General features: G+C 56.6%; 15 protein-coding genes. 11 read left to right on the top strand and 4 right to left on the bottom strand.

Features of this window, described 5'->3' with window-relative positions:
• Positions 1-24 precede the first annotated feature (24 nt).
• The 5 genes from nrdF (at position 25) to AAFM46_RS02735 (ending at position 7,175) form a co-directional block, all read left to right on the top strand.
• Entirely contained in the window at positions 25-1,050 is a 1,026-nt protein-coding gene (gene nrdF / locus AAFM46_RS02755) for a class 1b ribonucleoside-diphosphate reductase subunit beta (RefSeq protein WP_343319421.1), read from the top strand.
• A gap of 146 nt (positions 1,051-1,196) precedes the next feature.
• The gene (locus AAFM46_RS02750) at positions 1,197-2,039 is read left to right on the top strand and encodes a pyruvate, water dikinase regulatory protein (protein WP_283531689.1); all 843 of its coding nucleotides are present in this window, start codon (positions 1,197-1,199) and stop codon (positions 2,037-2,039) included.
• A gap of 60 nt (positions 2,040-2,099) precedes the next feature.
• Positions 2,100-4,514 carry a phosphoenolpyruvate synthase gene (gene ppsA / locus AAFM46_RS02745; RefSeq protein WP_343319419.1) on the top strand — a complete coding sequence of 805 codons (2,415 nt, stop codon included), beginning with the start codon at positions 2,100-2,102 and terminating at the stop codon, positions 4,512-4,514.
• A gap of 247 nt (positions 4,515-4,761) precedes the next feature.
• On the top strand, positions 4,762-6,159 hold the full coding sequence (locus AAFM46_RS02740; protein ID WP_343319417.1) for an MBL fold metallo-hydrolase: 1,398 nt from the start codon (positions 4,762-4,764) through the stop codon (positions 6,157-6,159).
• 80 nt (positions 6,160-6,239) lie between these two features.
• Positions 6,240-7,175 (top strand): sulfite exporter TauE/SafE family protein, encoded by a 936-nt coding sequence (locus tag AAFM46_RS02735; protein ID WP_283531692.1) that lies wholly within the window; start codon positions 6,240-6,242, stop codon positions 7,173-7,175.
• Between the two features lie 217 nt (positions 7,176-7,392).
• On the opposite strand, the gene AAFM46_RS02730 is transcribed toward AAFM46_RS02735, so the two are convergent.
• A complete protein-coding gene (locus AAFM46_RS02730) occupies positions 7,393-10,368 on the bottom strand; it encodes a glycoside hydrolase family 2 TIM barrel-domain containing protein (RefSeq protein ID WP_343319415.1) in 2,976 nt (991 codons plus the stop codon).
• A 19-nt stretch (positions 10,369-10,387) separates the two neighbouring features.
• Positions 10,388-10,675, bottom strand: a complete 288-nt coding sequence (locus tag AAFM46_RS02725) for a hypothetical protein (protein ID WP_343319414.1) — start codon at positions 10,673-10,675, stop codon at positions 10,388-10,390.
• A gap of 238 nt (positions 10,676-10,913) precedes the next feature.
• Between AAFM46_RS02725 and AAFM46_RS02720 the strand changes: the two genes are divergently transcribed.
• A complete protein-coding gene (locus AAFM46_RS02720) occupies positions 10,914-11,288 on the top strand; it encodes a hypothetical protein (protein WP_343319413.1) in 375 nt (124 codons plus the stop codon).
• Between the two features lie 24 nt (positions 11,289-11,312).
• On the opposite strand, the gene AAFM46_RS02715 is transcribed toward AAFM46_RS02720, so the two are convergent.
• Together AAFM46_RS02715 and AAFM46_RS02710 are read right to left on the bottom strand one after the other, a co-directional pair.
• Positions 11,313-11,720: a hypothetical protein gene (locus AAFM46_RS02715; RefSeq protein WP_343319411.1), complete on the bottom strand. Its 408-nt coding sequence runs from the start codon at positions 11,718-11,720 to the stop codon at positions 11,313-11,315.
• 157 nt (positions 11,721-11,877) lie between these two features.
• A complete protein-coding gene (locus AAFM46_RS02710) occupies positions 11,878-13,032 on the bottom strand; it encodes an ROK family protein (protein WP_343319409.1) in 1,155 nt (384 codons plus the stop codon).
• 235 nt (positions 13,033-13,267) lie between these two features.
• Between AAFM46_RS02710 and AAFM46_RS02705 the strand changes: the two genes are divergently transcribed.
• From AAFM46_RS02705 to AAFM46_RS02685, 5 genes are all read left to right on the top strand, one after another.
• Positions 13,268-14,533 (top strand): extracellular solute-binding protein, encoded by a 1,266-nt coding sequence (locus AAFM46_RS02705; RefSeq protein ID WP_343319408.1) that lies wholly within the window; start codon positions 13,268-13,270, stop codon positions 14,531-14,533.
• 148 nt (positions 14,534-14,681) lie between these two features.
• A complete protein-coding gene (locus AAFM46_RS02700) occupies positions 14,682-15,512 on the top strand; it encodes a sugar ABC transporter permease (protein WP_343320334.1) in 831 nt (276 codons plus the stop codon).
• Positions 15,512-16,426, top strand: coding sequence for a carbohydrate ABC transporter permease (locus tag AAFM46_RS02695; protein WP_343319406.1), 915 nt, complete (start codon positions 15,512-15,514; stop codon positions 16,424-16,426). Before AAFM46_RS02700 ends, AAFM46_RS02695 begins: the two co-directional genes overlap by 1 nt.
• Positions 16,427-16,478: 52 nt before the next feature.
• Positions 16,479-18,152, top strand: coding sequence for a glycoside hydrolase family 13 protein (locus tag AAFM46_RS02690; RefSeq protein ID WP_283531701.1), 1,674 nt, complete (start codon positions 16,479-16,481; stop codon positions 18,150-18,152).
• Between the two features lie 102 nt (positions 18,153-18,254).
• Positions 18,255-19,055 (top strand): ROK family protein, encoded by an 801-nt coding sequence (locus AAFM46_RS02685; RefSeq protein ID WP_343319403.1) that lies wholly within the window; start codon positions 18,255-18,257, stop codon positions 19,053-19,055.
• Positions 19,056-19,074 lie beyond the last annotated feature (19 nt).

The following is a 19,074-nucleotide window of genomic DNA, read 5'->3' as shown; positions in this document are numbered from 1 at the left end:
CCAACCCTCTAAGGAAGCACTCTCATGACACCCTCTGAAAAAACCCAGGCGACTGCCCAGCTCTCAGTGACACCTCCTGGCTACCAGCATGATCCTCAAGCCCGTCTGCGTCCCATCAACTGGAACCGGATTGTTGATGAAAAGGACCCCGAAGTGTGGAACAGGCTCACCACAAATTTCTGGCTCCCTGAGAAAGTCCCGCTCTCCAATGACATCCCGGCGTGGCAGTCAATGACCAATGAGGAGCGCACCTTAACCATGCGCGTCTTCACCGGGTTGACAATGCTGGACACCGTGCAGGCAACTGTTGGGGAGGTCTGCCAGATTCAGGACGCCCAGACCGAACATGAAGAAGCGGTTTATACAAACATCGCGTTCATGCAATCGGTGCATGCCCGCTCCTACTCCAGCGTCTTTTCCACTCTCGCCAGCACGCCCGAGATTGATGATTCATACCGCTGGGCCGTGGCAAACGATCTTCTGCAAACACGTTCCAAGAAGGTTTTGGAACATTACTACGGAAATGATCCGCTTAAACGCAAGGTCTCTTCAACCCTGCTGTCTTCACTGCTGCTTTATGCGGGCTTTTACTTGCCACTGCACTTCTCCGTGCACGCCACGCTGACTAATACAGCGGATATGGTCCGCCTCATTCTTCGAGATAAAGCAGTGCACGGCTACTACTCCGGTTATAAGTACCAGCGTGGGCTTGAAAAGCGCAGCCGGAGCGAGCAGGAGGAAATGCGCAAATTCACCTACGAGCTGCTGGAAGAGCTGTATGAGCTGGAGCTTCAGTACTCCGGTGAGCTCTATGAACCGTTGGGTCTTATGGAGGATGTGGCCGTTTTTGTTCGTTACAACGCCAACAAGGCCCTGATGAATCTGGGTTATCCGGCCCGTTTCACGGCTGAGCAGACTCAGGTTAACCCGGAGATTTTGGCGGCACTGTCCCCTGGTTCCAATGAAAACCATGACTTTTTCTCCGGGTCTGGTTCCTCGTATGTCATTGGTATATCGCAGGACACGGACGACGGCGACTGGGACTTCTAAAGTCCGGCCCTTTGCGCTCCTCCCGGCAGTTTTGGCCAAAACCGCCGCCGGGAGGGGCACACGGCACTCGATTGTGGCGTCAGAAAAAATCGGGGGTGATAGCTTGTTTCCTGTGAGCACGACCCACGAGTCAAGGAAGACCCACGATGGATCAGAGCCAAAACGTACAGAACATCATTGAGGTACCCCACCCGGTTTTCTTCCTCTCGGACAGCACCGGCATCACGGCGGAGACGCTAGGGAACACCTTGTTAACACAGTTCCCGGCAAGCATCTTTGAGCGCAACACTATTCCTTTTATCACCAGCGTCAATCAGGCGAAAACAGTGGTGGCAACTATCAATCGGCTCACCGCCGAGGGTAGTGCCCCGCTGGTGTTTTCCACGGTTGTGGGTGCTGATATCCGCGAGGCACTCTCGGCGTGTCAAGCCACCATGGTGGATTTGATCGGCACTCACGTGGGCCAATTAGAGCAGGCTCTGGGTGTGGTGGCCAGTGGCGAACCCGGACGTGCACATGGTCAGGGAAACGCCGCCCGCTATCAGTCACGGATGAGCGCTGTGGAATACGCCATGGAGCACGACGACGGGCAAAGTTTGCGAGCGCTGGAGAAGGCTCAGGTGATTTTGGTGGCCCCTTCCCGGTGCGGGAAAACACCCACCACCATGTATTTGGCGCTTCAGCACGGGATCTTTGCGGCGAACTTTCCGCTGGTTGATGAGGATTTCGAGAGGGAGGGGCTGCCCGCACCGCTGCGCCCCTTTGTACAGAAGTGCTTTGGGCTCACCTCCAACCCTCTTCGGCTCAGTCAGGTGCGCACTGAACGCCGCCGCGGCTCCCCTTATGCTTCACTGGGACAGTGTGGTTTTGAGCTGCGCAGTGCCGAGCGGCTGTATTCGGCGCATGGGATTCCGTATTTGAACTCGGCGAGTGTGTCGGTGGAGGAGATGGCTGCGACCATCTTGGCCCAAATGAGACTTAAGCGTTAGAAAAACATACTTCGCGTGGCACTCGCCCCGCGCGCCATTCATTGCAAAGGAGCAATAATCATGACGACGGACATTCTGTGGTTCTCAGAGCTGGGGCTCGCTGATCTGGACCGGGTGGGCGGAAAAAATGCTTCGCTCGGGGAAATGGTGCAAAACCTGACGTCGGCTGGCGTTCAAGTACCTGACGGTTTTGCCACGACGGCGGATTCTTACCGCCGTTTTCTGGCCGATTCGGGCTTGGATGCACGAATTGTTGAACGGCTCCACGGCTTGGATACCGATGATGTCAGTGCACTGGCTGCTGCTGGCCAGGAAATCCGGGGATGGATGCGCCAAACATCCTTCCACCCCGACTTTGAAGCGCAGATCCGCTCCTCGTACCAAGAGTTGGTGGATAAGCACGGTGGTTCAGCAGAGCTTTCCTGGGCTGTGCGCTCCAGCGCAACGGCGGAAGATCTTCCCGAGGCTTCCTTTGCCGGGCAACAAGAAACGTTCTTGAATGTTCGCGGGATTGAGAATATTTTGTTGGCTGTAAGGGACGTCTTTGCTTCTCTCTACAATGACCGTGCCATCGCCTACAGGGTGCACCACCAGTTCGAGCATGCCGAGGTGGCCCTCTCGGCCGGTATTCAGCGCATGGTTCGTTCCGACGTTGGAGCTTCGGGGGTCATGTTCACCATGGACACCGAGTCAGGGTTCCAGGACGCCGTATTCGTGACCTCCTCCTATGGACTGGGCGAGGCCGTGGTTCAGGGTGCCGTTAATCCGGATGAGTTCTACGTTTACAAACCGGCATTACAGGCCGGCCGTCCCGCCATTCTCAAGCGCGGGCTTGGCGAGAAGGCCCTGCAGATGACGTACACGGAGAATCAAGAGGTTGGCCGCACCATTGATTTTGTTCCGGTGGCGGCGCAGCTGCGAAACCGTTTTAGCATTACGGACGACGACGTGGAGCAGCTCGCCCGCCATGCCGTCGCCATCGAGGCCCACTACGGCCGTCCCATGGATATCGAATGGGGCAAGGATGGCATTGATGGCAGCCTGTACATCCTGCAGGCACGTCCGGAAACTGTCCAGTCCCGCCGGGCAGCAGGACGGCTGAGCCGCTTCCGTTTGAATGAGACCGGCGCCGTGCTGGCAGAAGGCCGCGCAATTGGTCAGCGGATAGGTTCCGGCCGGGTCCAGATCCTTAGCTCCATTGACCAGATGGCCAGCTTCAAAACCGGTGACGTCCTCGTTGCAGACATGACGGACCCGGATTGGGAACCGATTATGAAGCGGGCTTCGGCCATCGTCACCAACCGTGGTGGACGCACTTGCCACGCCGCAATCATCGCCCGCGAACTGGGGATACCCGCCGTCGTTGGTACAGCGGATGCAACAGATATTCTCTCCGAAGGGATAGAAGTGACAGTCAGTTGCGCGGAAGGGGAAACCGGGTTTATCTACCAGGGGCTGCTTGATTTCAGCTTGGAGGAGACCGAGATTGGCGAACTCCCCGAAGCGCCGGTGAAAATGATGATGAACGTTGGCACACCGGAGCAGGCGTTCACGTTTGCGCAATTGCCCAATGATGGTGTGGGCTTGGCCCGGCTCGAGTTCATCATCAACCGCCAGATCGGAATCCACCCCAAGGCGCTGCTGAATATGGACGATCAGCCGGTGGAGGTGGCTGCCGAAATTAGGGAGCGGATCGCGGCCTACCACGGCCCTCGGGATTACTACATCAAGCGTCTAGCCGAGGGGGTGGCAACTATCGCCGCCGCCTTCGCACCGCATCCGGTCATTGTGCGCATGTCAGATTTCAAGTCCAACGAGTACGCGAACTTACTGGGTGGTTCCGCGTACGAGCCGCATGAGGAGAACCCCATGCTGGGCTTCCGTGGCGCCGCGCGGTATTTGGAACCCTCCTTTAGGGATTGTTTTGACCTTGAATGCGAAGCACTGTCCTTTGTCCGCAATGAGATGGGTCTAAGCAACGTCAAGCTCATGATTCCTTTTGTCCGCACACTCGAGGAGGGTCGCGGTGTGATCGAGCTGCTTGCCGAGAATGGACTGCGCCGAGGTGAGAACGGCCTGGAAGTGATCATGATGTGTGAACTGCCAGCCAATGCACTTTTGGCCGATGAGTTCTTAGATCTCTTCGACGGCTTCTCCATCGGTTCCAATGACATGACCCAGCTGACGCTTGGGCTGGACAGGGATTCCGCCATTGTGGCGGGCAGCTTCGATGAGCGCAATCCGGCGGTCAAGAAGCTTCTCAGCATGGCCATTGCGGCGTGCAAAGCCAGAGGGAAATATGTGGGAATTTGCGGGCAAGGTCCCAGCGACCACGCCGACTTTGCCCAGTGGCTTGTCAGTGAAGGCATCGATTCGGTGTCCTTGAACCCTGACACAGTGGTGGATACATGGCTGCGTCTGGCGGGCACTGCGGCCGGCACTGCGGCCGGCACTGCGGCTGACACCGCCAGTTGACGGAGCCAGCTAACGGAGCCAGTTAATGGCGAGCACTTTTAGCTGAGGTCGCACACACGCATAATTGACCGGCACGGGCTCTGAGGAGCCCGTGCCGGTCAATTTTCTTTCTCTACGCACACGGGGGCAATCTAACGCTCAAACCTGCCACCAACCTTCTTTGCACAATACCCTAGGGCGTATTATGATGAGAACTAACCACATACCCCATGGGGTATTGGGATCATTCATTTTACCTAGGAGAGATATGCTTCTCGAACGTATTTATGATGAAGACCTTGCGCAGGCAAGTTACCTCATTGGCTGTCAGGTCAAAGGTGAGGCACTGGTGGTTGACGCCCGGCGCGACATTGCAATTTACCAGCAACTCGCAGCCAGCAACGGTATGAAGATCGTGGCCGTCACGGAAACCCACATCCACGCCGATTACCTCTCCGGAACCCGCGAACTCGCGGCAGCAACCGGTGCCACCACCTACCTCTCAGGAGAAGGCGGAGAAGACTGGCAGTACGGCTTCGACGGAGTTCGACTTTATGATCAGGACACCATCACACTGGGAAACATCGCCATCCAGGCTCTGCACACACCCGGTCACACTCCGGAGCATCTCTCTTTCCTGATCACCGATGGTGCGTTCAGTGACCAGCCGGGTTTCTTGCTTTCCGGAGACTTTGTCTTCGCAGGCGATCTAGGCCGCCCGGATCTTCTGGATGAGACCGCCGGAGGTGCTGATACCCGCTTTTTGGGAGCACACCAGCTGTTTGCCTCACTGAAGGAAAAGTTCCTAACACTCCCTGACTATATTCAGGTATATCCAGGCCACGGATCTGGTAGCGCTTGTGGCAAAGCACTGGGCGCCATCCCCTCCTCCACTGTTGGCTACGAACGCAACTTTGCTTGGTGGGGTCCGTACTTGGCCGCCAATGACGAGGCAGGATTTATTGCAACTCTCCTTACTGGCCAGCCCGATGCACCTGCGTATTTTGGCCGGATGAAACGGCAAAACCGACAGGGCCCGGCCGTTCTGGGCAGTAGGGACGCGCTGACTGAAATTTCAACGGAAGAGCTTGGCACCCGCTTGGCCGCCGATGAAATTGGGCTTGTGGATACCCGGCACCACGCGCTAGTTCATGAAGGCACTGTAGCAGGGGCGCTGAACATTCCTGCGGGTTCCAAATCTGCCAGCTACGGCGCTTGGGCGTTGGATCCGGAAACCGATAAGCGCCCAGTTGTGCTGCTGGCATCTGACCAAGATTCAGCCATGGAGATGTGGGATCACCTTATCCGTGTCGGTATTGATGCGGTTGCTGGCTTCATCACCTCTTTGACGGGCCTGCCGGTATCTGCTGCGCGCACTATTTCCCCCGCTGAGCTGGCCGCATTCGATTCCGCACTGTTGCTTGATGTTCGCAACAAAAATGAACACGAGGATGGTCATGTGCCCGGCTCCAAACAGCTCAGTGCTGGGCGGGTGCTCTGGAATACAGATCAGTTACCGGAGACCGGCACCATTGTCAGCTACTGCCAATCCGGCGTCCGCAACTCCGTGGCCGCCTCCGCTTTGCGCCGTGCAGGGTTCGACGTCGTTGAACTCGAAGGTAGTTATGCCGGCTGGGCTGACTGGCACCAAAGGCAGAACGGCTAATACCGTCCTGCTTAGCTCTCCTGCCGGCACCACTTCTATAGATAAACACGCGCTAGACAAGCACAGACGGGGCCTATCCAATGACAGTTACTCTCGTTGCCGTCCTCCTGCTTTCGGTGCTGATCGGGCTTTCCTTGGGTCTGCTCGGCGGTGGTGGTTCTATTCTTACCGTGCCGATCCTGACTTACGTGGCCGGGATGAACCCGAAGGAAGCGATTGCTGCCTCGTTGTTCGTGGTCGGCGCAACCTCAGCTGTCAGCGCAGTTAATCATGCGCGCAAAAAGAGGGTGCGGTGGCGCACCGGACTGATTTTCGGTGCCGCAGGCATGGTCGGGGCGTTTGCAGGAGGACTCCTTGGTGGCCACATTCCCGGCACCATCCTTATGCTTGCCTTCGCACTGATGATGGTGGCAACATCCCTGGCCATGATTCGTGGGCGCAAAGAGCCCACCTCTGCAACCGGTGAGGGGAGTAACCGGGGTGGTGAGCTGCCGGTCACTAAGGTCATCCTCGAGGGCCTCATTGTTGGGCTGGTGACAGGCCTTGTTGGCGCCGGCGGTGGATTCCTCGTTGTGCCGGCACTGGCGTTACTGGGCGGGCTGTCCATGCCTGTGGCCGTCGGCACCTCATTGGTGGTGATTGCCATGAAATCCTTCGCAGGCCTTGGCGGCTACCTCACTATTGTCAGCCTAGACTGGGCCCTGGTAGGAGGGGTAACAGTAGCGGCCATTCTCGGCTCATTTATTGGTGCGCGTCTAGTCGGACGCATCCCCGAGGCCCGTCTGCGCACAGGGTTTGGTTACTTTGTGCTCCTAATGGGCGTGTTTGTCTTGGTACAGGAGCTGGCCACGCCGGCTAACTTCATTATTGGCATTCTGGGCATTGTGGCCGCTGCTATTGGCTTGGCTGTTATGGCCTACCGGTTCTTGAATGCCACAAAGAGGACAGCTGAGAGCGTTAAACCCGCGGATACTGTACCCACAGCAGAAGCTGTCCACACCGCGACGGAAGGCTGAAGGTGTGGGTGGCGTGTGTGAGAACGCCGCCAACAGTCCAGCAAAATCCGTAGCAGTAGGACTACGCGCGGCATCATTATAAGCAACCACCACGCACCTTGAGCCTGCCCAACCGCCGCTGCTCAGCAGAATCACAAAAACACATGTCGTGACTGCTGTTTTGAAACCTGGCTGGCTACGGGAAACTATAAAGCCTGCATTTTCCAAGCGCTGCGGTTTAGCTCAGAACCACCGTGAATGTGCCAGATCCCGGAGCAAGCTGGTATTGGGGCAGCGCCCCCGGCCCGCAAGAGGCTGTTCCAATCCCATGCACCGCAGCGTCAAGTGTGAGGTGAGAGATGCCATCGGCCACCAGGTCCGGGGTGTGCCTGGCGGCGGTTAATACTTGCTGCGAGTAGGGCCGGAGCGTGAAGGAGAAGTCCTCGCCGTGGAAGGAGATGCTCTCGCCTCCTGTTTGTGCAGTGGCTAGCTCCAACCAGGTAACTCCCGCCCGTGCCCCATTTTCCTGCGGCCTGACGTACGGCACCGCCAGCTCCGCAATGGAGGCACTGAACCAACCACGCTGCGCAGCCATGCCCGTGTCAGGGTACTTTTGTCCGGGCCCAAACCCTGCCCAGCTGACACACGAAAACTCACCCGGGAACTCGAAGTCGAAGCCCACCCGCGGCCAGCTGACTCCCCAACCTGCGCTCGGTTCAACGTGTGCGGTCAGTTCCAACAATGTCCCGTTGGTTCGCCACACATAATCAACATCTACATGGTGGCGAGCTACCGGCACGCCGTAACGCACCCGCACAGCCAGCGTTCCGGAGTCGTGAGTCATTGACCGCAAACGCCCTTGTAGAAGGGGCAGCCCGGCACTCTGCCAGATGTCGGCAGCGCGCGGAGACCCGGGCTGGGAATGGTCCTTGCCCTTGTCGTTATCGGTGGGTGAACGCCACAGCGTCAGCCGCGGCCCATTGACGGGCACGGACTTGAAAGCACACAATTCACCAGTTGCCACGCTGAACGTTGCCGGACCAAAACGCAGATTTCCGTCCTGCGCCACTGCCTCAGCGCCGCCCTGAATTTGCAGTTCCACAATTGGCACGAGTGGAAGGCCCTGCTGCGCCCAAGCGATCTCGTGGCCAGCTGGCGCCCATGGCTCATCCGCGGCCAAGGTGGCGCTGATGGTCAAGACCCGCTCCGGTGCCAACTCTGCCGTGATCTCAGGGGGAAGTTCGGCAGTGGTGCTGGCTCCCGCCGCTGTCACCGGGATGTTCAGTGTGCCCGCAGACATCATGCCTTTAGGCCCAGCCACCACCCAGGTGTAGTTCAGATGCGAGGTATCCACGAAGTCATATTTGTTCCGGATAGAGACCTCGCGCCAGTCGGTGGAGATCCCAAGAGCCAAAGGCTCCACTACTTTCTTATAGTCGAGCAGGCCCGGGCGGGGTTCTAAATCCGCGCTGACAAGGCCGTCAATGACGAAGTTTCCATCATGGACGCTCTCGCCAAAGTCTCCACCATAGGCAAAATACGCCTCCCCGTCCGGGGTATGTTGGCGGATGCCGTGCTCCATCCACTCCCACACGAATCCTCCTTGCAGGCGCGGATATCTATCAAAAAGGTCCTGGTATTCCTGCAGCCCACCGGGGCCGTTACCCATGGCATGGGCGTACTCGCAGAGGATAAACGGCAGGTTCCTCCGGTGCCGGTCCTGGTCCTGATCAGGCAGCGGCGCTTCTTTCTGGCGACCAATCAGCTCAACCTCGGCTGGAGAAACGTACATGCGTGAATAAACATCCACGTATGGGCAGGCCCAGTCACCTTCATAATGCACCAGTCTTTCGGGGTCCCGCGCCTTGGTCCACTGCGCCATTGCTTGAAGGTTCGGACCCGTGCCTGCTTCATTGCCCAAGGAGAACATGATCACTGACGGATGGTTTTTATCACGTTCAACGGTCCGCCTCATCCGATCAAGCAGCGCTTCTAAATATCTGGGTTCCGCGCTGGGGTTTCCTGCCCAATCACCGTCCTCAAAGCCATGGGTTTCATAATCGCATTCGTCAATAATGTAAAAGCCCAGTTCATCGGCCAGCTCCAGGAGCATAGGGTGCGGCGGGTAGTGGGCTGTGCGGATCGCGTTAATATTGTGGGCCTTCATTAAGCACAATTCATTGACCATCTGCTCGCGTGAAAGGACCCGGCCGCGATCAGGATTGTGCTCATGCCTGTTCACCCCGCGAAACAGTAACGGCGCTCCGTTGAGTTTGAGCTGAGCGTCGTGAACGGTGATGCTGCGAAAACCCACCTTCAAAGGCATGGTTTGCAGCGGCGTGGCAAGGGTTAGCTCATACAAAGTGGGAGACTCGGCGCTCCAAGGCTCCACGGGCCCCAGCTCAAAAGACTTGGAGATTCCACTCCCGCCTTGCTGTTGGCTAAATTCAAGCACCTCGCTGAAACCAAGCCCGGCAATGCTCGCCACCACATCTGGAAGTGGCGGACTGATTTCTACCCGGAGCGTACCCACTCCGTCAACGGTATAACCGGCATGCACAAAGACGTCCCAAATGGATGCCTGCGGTTGGGCCAGCAATGTCACGTCACGGAAGATTCCTGGCAGCCACCACGCATCCTGATCTTCTAAATAGCTCGACGCCGAAAATTGGGCCACGCGCACCACCAGCACGTTAGCTCCGGCGCGGAGAATACCTGTGACATCGAATTCGTGCACCAGCTTTGAACCCCGGGTGGTGCCCAACAAGTGGCCGTTGAGCCAAATAGTTCCTGCGTTATCGAGCCCATCAAAGCGCAGCACGGCACCGTGGAGGAACTCTGTGCCAACATCGAAAGTGAGTCTGTGGTCTCCCACAGGATTCGCATCGGGAACAAAAGGTGGATCCAGTGGGAATGGGAATTGCACGTTTGTATAAGAAGGGGCCCCGTATCCATGGAAATTCCAGCTCGAGGGGACAGGCAGCGTGTCCCATGCGCCGTCGTTAAACACTTCTTTCTCCATACCGGTGGGAGCGCTAGCCACCGACTCCGAATAGTGGAACCGCCAGTCACCATTGAGTGAGCGGGTAGGCAGGCCGGTTTCCAGGTGCGCACGCGGAGGCAGGCTGCCGGTGCCAGGTCCAGGATTGGTGAGTTCCATCATTGGATCGTAGGGGCCGGCGGCGAGGTTGGCGCGCGAAGGGAGCGGGTTCACAGTGTGGATCCTTTGCATGTCAGGGCGTGGCGGTTTTTACGCGCTCGTACCGTTCCTCGTCAGTTAGTGGCGTCCTTACCGGCGAGTTTTGTCCCAATCCGGTGACTGGGCGGCTAAAGCCGTCATAGGCCGCATGACTGGGGTCTTGAAACCACCGCACAAGGCGTTGATGGAGTTGGGAAAGTACTCCCGCATGGCGTTCATCGCCAATCAAGCAGTGGCATTCTTGCGGGTCTGCTTTTAGCTCGGAGAGCTCATCAGGACCAGCATGGCGGTAAACGTATTTATAATATCCGGTACAGATCATGCGCGTTCCACCGTACTCGTGATAGATCACCACAGCCGTATTCAAATCCTGGCTAGTCCCCTGACGAGTCCCCAGCCTAGTCTTAACCCGAGTCCCCAGCCTATGACCAGGCACAGAACCAGGCACAGTCAGTGGGGACTTGGCACATGATTCCCCCCGCACCCCAAGGATCCTGCGGTTTTTGCACACCGGCTTGTTCCAACAAGGTTGCGTGCAGAGAAACCGCTGCCGTTGTGCGGTGGTCCAAAATCGGCGCAATGCTGCATGGTCTATCGCTGAAGAAAGGGACACGGATCGAATCCTCCCAAACATTCAAGGGTGTGGTGCCGTTGTCTTTGCCCCAGATGCCGTGGTGGCCACAACTGAAACCATTGTCGGGAAGAAAGATGATCTAGGTGTCCTGGCGTGCGCCCAATTCCTCCAAGTCGGCGACCAGCTTTTGTGCACCTTGGTCTACTCCCGTCAGCGCAGCACAAAATCCTCTGAGGGCCTCTTGGGGACAGCGCATGGCGGCGGCAAGCTCGCCGTTGTCCCACTTGTTCCACTTGGACCAATCATGGGCATCTTCGTGGACAATGCTGGGGAAGTCGTACCCCTGATGCAGTGCTCTTAGTAGTTCCGGGTGGTGTTCTGGACCCTATGGCGTCACTGATGTAACCAGGTTCGGTGCGCAATTCGCCATTGTCAGAGACTGCCGCACCGTAGTAGGGGCCCCGCCGGAGAGATGGCTGAACCAGCGGTTGAAACCGGGTGCGGCTTCTCTGGCATCACCCAGCTGCCACTTTCCCGAGTGTGCATAACTGTAACCGGAGGCTGGTAGTAACTCTGGGGTGAATGAGAACGGCTTCAGGTAGTGCACGCCACGGGTTGAGCCTGCATCACTTTCGCCCCGGATCCAGTAATGGACCCCGTGTGCCGATGGCATTCTTCCGGTGGGCAACGACGCCCGAGCAGGTGAACAAACAGGTGAAGCACAAAAGAACTCGGTAAATTCCCGCCCCGCTGCACCCGGCTGGTCAAGGGCAGGGGAAATACGTTCGGGCATAGTTCGCCCCCTGGCCCACGCACCTTGGTCATTGGTCATCGGTCATCGGTCTTTGGTCTTTGGTCTTTGGTCTTTGGTCTTTGGTCATTGGTGATGATCGCAATAAAGTGAGGTTGCATAGCGCAGTGCCCCTATTCTTACGCTTGTTCGCAGGTATCTAGCCGACCAGCAGCAAGTCCAAGGCATGTTTTTCCACATAGTCAAGGGCTAACCGAACCGCACCTAGGCCAACTATGGCGTCGCCAAGGGTAGAGACTTCCACGCGAGGAGGGTTAGGCATGAACCGGACCAGTTCCTCTCGCAGGGGTTTGAGCAGAACCTCCGAAGATGCCGCCACTGCCCCACCAATCACCACAAGTTCAGGATCCGTAAACGTTGCCATGATCGCCACAACCCTGGCGATACGCCTGCCAATGGAATCAAGGATCTGTTGAGCTACTTGGTCCCCCTGTGCTGCCGCGGCAAAGACGGCCTCGGCGGGGATCTCCCCGCTGTGTGCGTCCACTTGGGTAGTTAGGACTGTTGCCGGAGCGCCGGTTTTGCAGGCGGCTAGAGCCATGTCGCGGGCTAATGCCGCAATTCCATCCGGAGTGCCCACTCCATCTACCAACTCTAAAAGTCCCACTTCACCGCTGCGCCCTGATACGCCATGGCGCAGTTGAGCCGAATCCATCAGTCCGAAGCCAATGCGCTCACCTGCCAACATGACGGCTAGATCGCTAACTTCCTTGCCCACACCCATCCAATGCTCGGCCATGGCCGCCAGGTTGGCATCGTTTCCCAGCAGCACGGGCCAGCCGTAGCGGTCACGCAGATTCTCTTGGATGCCAATGTCAAAGCTTTCCCAGAAGAGTTGGCTGTGGGAGATGTTTCCGCTGCGGTCCACCGGCGCGGCAATACCTACCCCAGCAACCAGCACATCAGTAGAGGCAACCCCTGCCTCACCCAGTACCTTCTTGATGGCTTTGTCAATAGTGGCTAGGCGTTGGGCATCAGGAGCAGTGAAACCGCCCAGGTTCTCTGTGGCCTTTGCCAGAATGTTTCCGCGCAAGTCTGCCACCAGTGCAGTGGTCTTGGCCGCCCCGAAGTCCAGACCCACAACCACTCCGGCCAGAGCATCAAATTCGAAGATTCGTGCCGGGCGCCCTTTTTGCACTGTTAGTTTTTGCGACGGTAATTCCCGCACCCAGCCGGCTTCAATCAAGTCATCGCATACCGCTATGACTGTTGCACGCGCCAACCCAGTTGCCTCGATAAGGTCAGTGCCGGTAACAGCTTCACACCGCCGCATGTGCGCCAAAATGACACTCATATTCCTCTGCCGGAGCTGCTGGGGCGTACTTGCCGTGAGTTCCAAGAAATCATCCCTTGACGTCTTACCGTGTGATGTACATAATACTAACAGGAGATAAATTTAGAATCTAAATATATGAGTCAAATTTTCTATAACTGTTCGCTTCCGGGTCGCAACACAGCTCCACTGCTGCCAGAAAGAACAAAGGAGTTTTTATGCAGGCCATTCTGTCATCCACTGCGGGAACTATGCAGTGAGCCCATCCGCCTTCACCCGTCGGAAGCTTTTGTCTCTAGCCACTGTTGCCGGAGCGGCACTGGCACTACCTGCCTGCTCAGGCACCGACGGCATCACCACAATACGTCTGCAGCAAAACAAACCCGAAGTGGTGGAATATTTCAACACTTTGATCAAGGATTTTGAGTCAAAGAATACTGATATCCGCGTCATCCAGGACTTCAATGCCGGCAATTGGGTACCCGGGCTGATCCGCAATAACCCCGCGGATGTTGTCACTAACTCATACTCGGTAACAGTGGCAGATTTCACCAGCAAGGGCATTTTCGCTGACCTCTCCGACCTCCCGGCAGCAACTATGGCCGATCCCAAAGCGCTCGAACTCATCAAATCCTTTGGGCAGTATCAAGGATCAGAGCTCAGCGCGTTGCCCTTTTCATTGGCAGCCGCAGGCGTTATTTACAACAAGACGCTCTTTGCCGAACACGGGGTAGAGGTTCCCGCCACGTGGAGCGAATTTCTCACAGTATGCAAGAAGTTCAAGACTGCCGGGATCACGCCAATCTACGGGACTTTCAGGGACTCCTGGACGCTGGGACAGCCCTACGGTTACACCGCTGGAGGAACAGTGGATCTTGCAGATTTCTTCTCCCACATGCCGCGCACTGCTGAGGAACTGAAAACCAGCACCAAGCTTTCCTTCAGCACCGGTTTCAAGTCTGCCACCGATAAGTTTCTTGAGATTCTAGAATTCACCCAAAAAGATGCTGGCAGTAAGTCCTACACCGATGGCAACGCTGCCTTCGCCAAGGGCGGTGCCGCCATGTATATGCAGGGGCCTTGGGCGTTGTCCGAGCTAACAACCATCAATCCGGACCTCAAAGTGGGCACCTTTGCACTGCCCACAAGCGAAGATCCCGCCGATACGCACGCCCAAGTTACCCTGGACATGACATTTTCAATTGTCCGCTCTTCTCCACGACTTGCAGCGGCAAAACGGTTCGTCAATTACTTGATGGACCCTGCAGTTGTTAGCGCCTACAACAGCAAATTCTCCGCGTTCTCTCCTCTGAAGCAGGGTTCACAAGACATCAACCCTCAGATCGCCGGGCTGCAGCCGTTGATCAGCTCCGGTAAGTACTACCTCAACGTTACCAACTACTTTCCGCCGGCCATCACCTTGAACAATTACTTCCAAACCTTGGCTTTGAACGGAAATGACGAAGCTTTCCTGACCACGCTCGACGACGCTTGGCACCGCGTTGCCACTCGCAACGCCTAGATTTTAAAGGACAATCATGACTGCCCCAGCCGACGTCAGCACACCCACGCCGTCCAGGCCTAGTACCCAACCGACCAAACAGGCCCAACTTGCCGCCGCGCCGGCCCAAACATACCGAGGGCGCAAGGTTGATCCCACGTATTACTGGATGATCATTCCGGTGCTTATTTTGTTCGCCCTGTTCAGCACAGTCCCAGCCATCATTGGCGGATTCTTTAGCTTTACCAATTACGCCGGCTACGGCGATTGGAAAATGATTGGCTTCCAAAATTTCCGGAACATCTTCAGCGATCCGGAAATACTTGCCTCTTACCTTTTCACTTTCTTCTTCGCCATCGTGGCAACCCTCACTGTGAACGTGGTGGCGTTGCTACTGGCCCTGGGTTTGAACGCCAAAATTAAGTTCAAGACAGGTATTCGCGGCATCTACTTCATCCCTATGGTGCTCTCCGGGCTGATTGTTGCTTACGTCTTCAACTACTTGTTCTCCACCACCGTGCCCACCCTTGCCGAGACTTTTGGATTCTCCCCGCTGGCCACCAGCATCTTGGCCAATGAGCATTGGGCGTGGGTAGCAATCGTCTTCGTCACCGTCTGGCAGGGCGCCCCTGGGGCAACCATCATCTACTTGGCTGGTCTGCAGAGCATCCCTGCGGATGTGACTGAGGCGGCGGCCCTTGATGGGGCAGGGGCCTGGCGCCAAATACGCAGCATCAGCATTCCGCTGATCGCCGGGTATGTGGTCATTAATATCATTCTTGGTTTCAAGGGCTATCTGGGCACCTACGAGATTATCGTGGCCTTGACAGGAGGTGGCCCCGGCACGGCAACCCAGTCCGTGGCCATGCGCATTTTTTCCGGTTTTGCTGGCGGGGACTACTCCTACCAAATGGCAAATGCCATCATCTTCTTCATCATTACGCTCATCATTTCGCTGCTGCAGCTTCAAGTTCTGCGCCGCCGGGAGGTTTCACTTTAATGTCAACAGCATTGACAGACCTACGTCCTGAACTCCACGGTCCACAGCAACTAGACGGAACCGTGCATGGAAAAATTCGGCGCGCCAACCGCGAAGGATTCAAGATCAACTGGTGGATGAGCGCATTGCTGCTTGTTGCATCCCTCACCATCCTAATTCCCTTATATTTCACCATCAGTATGGCGCTGAAATCACCGGAGCAAGCAGCTTCGGGAACAGGTTTCGCGTGGCCAGCGGATCCGCAATGGGAAAATTTCTCCCAAGCATTTGTTTTGACCAACTACCCCGCCGCATTCATGTCCACAGCCTTCATCACCGTCATTTCGGTGCTGGGCGCCCTGGCTGCCAGTTCCATGGTTGCTTACGCGATTGTGCGTAACTGGGACAAGAAATTCTTCCGCCTTTCATACATCTACCTACTCTCAGCCATGTTTGTGCCGTTCCCTGTAGTGATCCTTCCTTTGATCAAGCAAACAGCCATGTTTGGGCTAGATAATCCGCTCGGCGTTGCATTCATCCACATTGTGGGTGGCATATCTTTCAACTCCCTACTGTTCATTGCCTTCTTACGCTCGATTCCCATTGAACTAGAAGAAGCGGCACGTCTTGACGGAGCCAGCACGTGGCAAACATTCCGAAAAGTGATCTTCCCGCTTTTAGCACCCATGAGCGCCACTGTAGGCATTTTCGCTTTTCTTGGCTCTTGGAATGACTTTCTACTCCCCCAGATGCTCATAGCCGATCCCGCAATGCAAACCCTGCCGGTAGTCCAGCAGTTGTTTCAAGGACAGTTCAATACCAACTACTCCCTAGCGTTCGCCTCCTATCTCATGGCACTGGCGCCGACTCTTGTGGTCTACCTGTTCGCGCAGCGTTGGATTATGTCCGGCGTTATGCGCGGTGCAGTTAAATAGGCTTCTGCACCCCCAACCTCACACCAAACGCACTAAAACAAAGGAACACTCCATGTCTACTTCCACACCTTCGGCACTGAAACCGCACCTGCTCTCAGATGACCCGAATTGGTGGCGGCAAGCCGCTGTCTACCAGATCTATCCTCGAAGTTTTTATGATGCAAACGCTGATGGGCTCGGCGACATCAAGGGCATCACTGCCAAGGTCCCTTACCTGAAAGACCTAAATATAGATGCTGTCTGGTTAAGTCCGTTCTACCCGTCAGAGCTGGCTGATGGCGGCTACGACGTTGCCGACTACCGCAACGTTGACCCCCGGTTGGGCACGTTGGAGCACTTCGATCAGATGACAGCAGCTCTCCATGGCGCCGGCATAAAACTGATAGTGGACATTGTCCCCAACCACTCTTCAGACCAGCATGAATGGTTCCAAGAAGCACTGGCAGCGAAGAAAGGTTCCGCAGCCCGTGCACGCTACATCTTCCGCGACGGCAAGGGGACCAACGGGGAACTACCACCCTCAGATTGGGTATCCGTCTTTGGGGGGCCCGCCTGGACCCAGGTTGCTGATGGCCAATGGTACTTACACTTGTTCGCCTCCGAGCAACCCGATTTCAACTGGGATAACCAGGAGATCCGTGCGGATTTCCTAACAACCCTTCGCTTTTGGTCAGACAGAGGTGTTGATGGTTTCCGCATTGATGTGGCACACGCCCTGATCAAGGACCTCTCCGAGCCGTTGCCGTCCCAAGCTCAGCTTTTGGAACTACAAGAGCTCCACAACGGGACTAATCCGCTGTGGGATCGGGACGGCGTCCACCAGATATATGCACAATGGCGTACTTTATTCAACGAGTACAACCCTCCCCGCACAGCCGTCGCTGAGGCGTGGGTGGATCACTCACGCCGAGCTCGCTATGCCTCCACTGAGGGCCTGGGCCAAGCTTTCAACTTCGACCTACTCTTGGCTAATTTTGATGCTGCTTCTTTTGCCTCGATTGTGACAACTAACTTGGCTGAGTCCGCCGCTACCGGCGCCTCTTCGACCTGGGTTTTTTCCAACCATGATGTTGTTCGTCATGCAACCCGTTACGGGCTGCCGCAACTCACCGGTACTGAAACAACTCAGGATGGCAAGGCTTGGGTCTTGGCTGGCGGAGCCGAGGATGAGCTGGACCGTGAACTTGGGCTGCGCCGGGCCAACGCCGCCACTCTCTTTATGTTGGCACTGCCAGGTTCCTCCTACCTATATCAGGGTGAGGAATTGGGCTTGCATGAAGTAGCTGACATCCCCGACGCCGATCGTCAAGACCCAGCTTTCTTCCGCAACACCGGTACCGAAAAGGGTCGCGACGGTTGCCGCGTTCCCCTGCCGTGGACCAGTTCAGGGGTGTCATTTGGCTTTGGTGAGGCACCAGCGCACCTGCCTCAGCCGGACTGGTTTGCTCAACACGCCGTAACCGCGCAAGACTCTGCGGCAGGTTCAACCTTGTCCTTGTACCGCGAGGCTTTGGCGCTGCGGCGGTCACTGCAAACAACCGAAGACCTAACCTGGATCACCAATGAGAACCCGGACGTGCTGCACTTTGCCCGTCCCAACGGTTGGAGCGTGGTGACCAACTTTGGCACTGCCGCCGTTGAACTTCCCACAGGAACTGTTGCCCTGAGCAGCGCTGCTCTTGACGATGGCAAGCTGCCAGCCAACGCCACCGTGTGGCTGGTCTAGTCCTTACTAGCCAATAACCCTGCGCTGCCGCCTGCCAAGAACTGGTGGGCGGCACCGCACTTTCTCCGCCCAGAACTGCACCCCACAACGAACGGAACTTCCATGGATACAACTACGCGCAAGGACCTGCGGCTGGGCATTGATGTGGGCGGCACCGCCATCAAATATGGTGTGGTGGATACACACACGGGTAGTTTACTTGGCGATCTTGCACAGCTCCCCACCCCTTACCCGGCTACCCCGGACGCTGTTTGCGATGCCGTGCGAACGGTGGCCACCACTGTTCAAAAGTGGGAGTTCGCCCCAACTCCACAGGCGGCCGTGGGAGTTGCTTTCCCTGCCATCATTCGTGCGGGAGTGGCATGTTCTGCTGCCAACATCAGCGATGAATGGATCGGCCAGGAAGTTGATGCTCTCTTGGGTCAGGCATTGAAGAGGCCAGTCAGCGTCCTTAACGACGCCGATGCAGCAGGCCTGGCAGAGAGTAGGCAAGGCGCAGGAGAGGGCCTAGGTGGAGTGGTTTTAATCTTGACATTGGGCACAGGCATTGGCTCGGCGCTGGTAGTCGATGGGGTACTTGTGCCGAACTTTGAGCTGGGTCACCTAGAGATCGACGGTAGTAAAGCAGAAGCAACCACCTCGGCAGTAGCACGCCAAAATGAAGGTCTGAGCTGGGAGCAATACTCGCGCAGGTTGCAACGTTATCTCTCACATGTAGAGTTCTTGTTCTCCCCAGATTTGATCATTATGGGTGGTGGAATTTCAGTGCGGCACGCTGAATTTCTCCCACAGCTACGTTTGAGTACCCCCGTTCTGCCAGCAAAATTGCACAATACAGCTGGGGTTATTGGTGCCGCACTCAGCGTTGGGAGCGCGGCCTTAGGCTACCGCGCTCACAACTAATGCTTCCCGCCGGAACTAC

Source organism: Arthrobacter sp. TMP15 (genome assembly GCF_039529835.1).
Taxonomy (GTDB): domain Bacteria; phylum Actinomycetota; class Actinomycetes; order Actinomycetales; family Micrococcaceae; genus Specibacter.
Note: the sequence above shows the minus strand (reverse complement) of the source record. Positions and strands in the feature narration are given on the sequence as shown.

What these genes read in the sequence shown, in the direction of transcription:
- nrdF (WP_343319421.1), top strand. Translation starts at nt 25, where the DNA reads ATGACACCCTCTGAAAAAACCCAGGCGACTGCCCAGCTCTCAGTGACA.
- AAFM46_RS02750 (WP_283531689.1), top strand. Translation starts at nt 1,197, where the DNA reads ATGGATCAGAGCCAAAACGTACAGAACATCATTGAGGTACCCCACCCG.
- ppsA (WP_343319419.1), top strand. Translation starts at nt 2,100, where the DNA reads ATGACGACGGACATTCTGTGGTTCTCAGAGCTGGGGCTCGCTGATCTG.
- AAFM46_RS02740 (WP_343319417.1), top strand. Translation starts at nt 4,762, where the DNA reads ATGCTTCTCGAACGTATTTATGATGAAGACCTTGCGCAGGCAAGTTAC.
- AAFM46_RS02735 (WP_283531692.1), top strand. Translation starts at nt 6,240, where the DNA reads ATGACAGTTACTCTCGTTGCCGTCCTCCTGCTTTCGGTGCTGATCGGG.
- AAFM46_RS02725 (WP_343319414.1), bottom strand. Translation starts at nt 10,675, where the DNA reads ATGATCTGTACCGGATATTATAAATACGTTTACCGCCATGCTGGTCCT.
- AAFM46_RS02715 (WP_343319411.1), bottom strand. Translation starts at nt 11,720, where the DNA reads ATGCCCGAACGTATTTCCCCTGCCCTTGACCAGCCGGGTGCAGCGGGG.
- AAFM46_RS02710 (WP_343319409.1), bottom strand. Translation starts at nt 13,032, where the DNA reads ATGAGTGTCATTTTGGCGCACATGCGGCGGTGTGAAGCTGTTACCGGC.
- AAFM46_RS02700 (WP_343320334.1), top strand. Translation starts at nt 14,682, where the DNA reads ATGATCATTCCGGTGCTTATTTTGTTCGCCCTGTTCAGCACAGTCCCA.
- AAFM46_RS02695 (WP_343319406.1), top strand. Translation starts at nt 15,512, where the DNA reads ATGTCAACAGCATTGACAGACCTACGTCCTGAACTCCACGGTCCACAG.
- AAFM46_RS02690 (WP_283531701.1), top strand. Translation starts at nt 16,479, where the DNA reads ATGTCTACTTCCACACCTTCGGCACTGAAACCGCACCTGCTCTCAGAT.
- AAFM46_RS02685 (WP_343319403.1), top strand. Translation starts at nt 18,255, where the DNA reads ATGGATACAACTACGCGCAAGGACCTGCGGCTGGGCATTGATGTGGGC.